This is a genomic window from Streptococcus sp. SS-4456 (assembly GCF_036680365.1).
Classification (GTDB): Bacteria; Bacillota; Bacilli; order Lactobacillales; family Streptococcaceae; genus Streptococcus.
This window is the reverse complement of the sequence record NZ_JAVIHI010000079.1, coordinates 1-1,635: the sequence shown is the minus strand read 5'-3', so window position 1 is coordinate 1,635 and position 1,635 is coordinate 1. Positions and strand designations below refer to the sequence as shown.

Genomic DNA, 1,635 nt, shown 5'->3' with positions numbered 1-1,635 from the left:
TTTTCTACCATTTGTCAAGTCTATCAAGGTATTTGATGAAAAATATGTTGAGTTCAATAGTCAAAATAAGGAAATTGTTTTCTTTTGGACTAAAGTTTCGTGTAAAAAAGAGTACACGAAATTAACACCTTATGTTGAAAATTTTTGATAAGGTGTTACAATAATATAGCATAAACAATCTTACTGATTTTGGGTAGAACGATAATCGTAAAGTTTGTTGTGCGTTATGAGGTAATACATTGTCCGAATGAGACGATGTATGGAGGCAATCGTGTGTGGCTTGGTTGAAGTCATTTGCGATTGCCTTTTTCGTTTCTCATAAAAGTCTGCTATATGGCAAGGATTGGTGTGACTAGCTGAAGCGATATTGTGAATGCATTTGAACAGAATCTTTCTAGCATAGGGATTGCCACGCTTGGTAATGTGTTCCTTAGCGATGAAGTTTCCAGATTCATAGTGTCTCAGGTCAATACCGATAAAGGCATTGATTTGATTGGCAGACTGAAAACGGCGAATATCTCCCAGTTCGCCAATAATACTTGTTGCAGTAGTCTCAGCGATACCAGGAATAGAAAGCAGAATGTCATACTCTGGTAAAGGTTGGGCTAGTTCCACCATTTCGTCTAAGACTGCTTGTCTCTGTTCAGAAAGTCTAAGCAATTCTTTCGCATAGTAACGCACCTCTTCCATGATTGGAGAGTTTTTCTTAACGGCACAATAAGATTGATTGGCTAGTGCTGTCAGCTTCTCTGCTAAGTAAGCCACACGCTTGTCAGAAATCCGTTTTGAAGTGGACAGACGGATGCTCTTTGAGAGTTCATCCTTGCTTAACTCAAGAACGAAGTCCTTGCAAGGAAAGGCTATGACCAAGTTCCAGTATTGTTCCCCAGTTGGCGTTGACAAGATAGTTTCCAATTCAGGGAAAGTGACCTGTAAGACCTTGTGCAGACGATTTTTAGCTCGAACGATGTCCTCGGTTAAGTTCTGATAGAATCGACTGAGATCTCGCAGATCTTGATAGACTTCTTCTTGGATATAAGTGGGTTTACGATTCAGTACAAACTGAGACTGAGCCAGTTTTTCAGCGTCAATTTGATCTGTTTTCCGCACACGCAAGCTATCCAGTTGCTTCTTGGCTTCTAAGGGATTGAGCCGTGTATAAGCGTAGCTATGTTCATCCAGAAAAGCTTGAAGACGACGAGAATAGACGCCTGTTGCTTCAAAGATGATTTCTGGCTTGTGGACGGTTTTCAAATCGCCAAGTAGCCGGGAAAAGCCAATGGCATCATTGGACATGGTGTAGTTATGTACCTTCTCGCCATTGACTAGAATGGCTACTTCTGAACTTACCTTACTCACGTCAATCCCAAATACTACTCGCATGATACTACCTCTTTGTCTTGAATGATTCCTTGTTTTAGCGATGTCATTTTCAATACTCGACGTCTGGCGTCCCACATACTTTGATAACATTCTTCCTAAAACAGGTGTCTTGCCAGTTTTTGTCGCGACGTCTAGCGTCAAAAGAACCCTCGACTTAACAAGACACCTCTACTTTATCATCTTGAGAATGAAAAAAGTAGTGAGTACTCTCTCCCGTCGGAGATTTCTTCACTACTAATCTTAGTATGTTTT

The 1,635-nt window shown here is 40.7% G+C and carries 1 protein-coding gene; it reads right to left on the bottom strand.

What is annotated here, in order from left to right; genetic code table 11:
• Nucleotides 1-180 precede the first annotated feature (180 nt).
• Complete coding sequence (locus RFK25_RS11400) at nt 181-1,383, bottom strand: IS110 family transposase (protein ID WP_332413536.1); 1,203 nt, start codon at nt 1,381-1,383, stop codon at nt 181-183.
• Between the last annotated feature and the right edge of the window lie 252 nt (nt 1,384-1,635).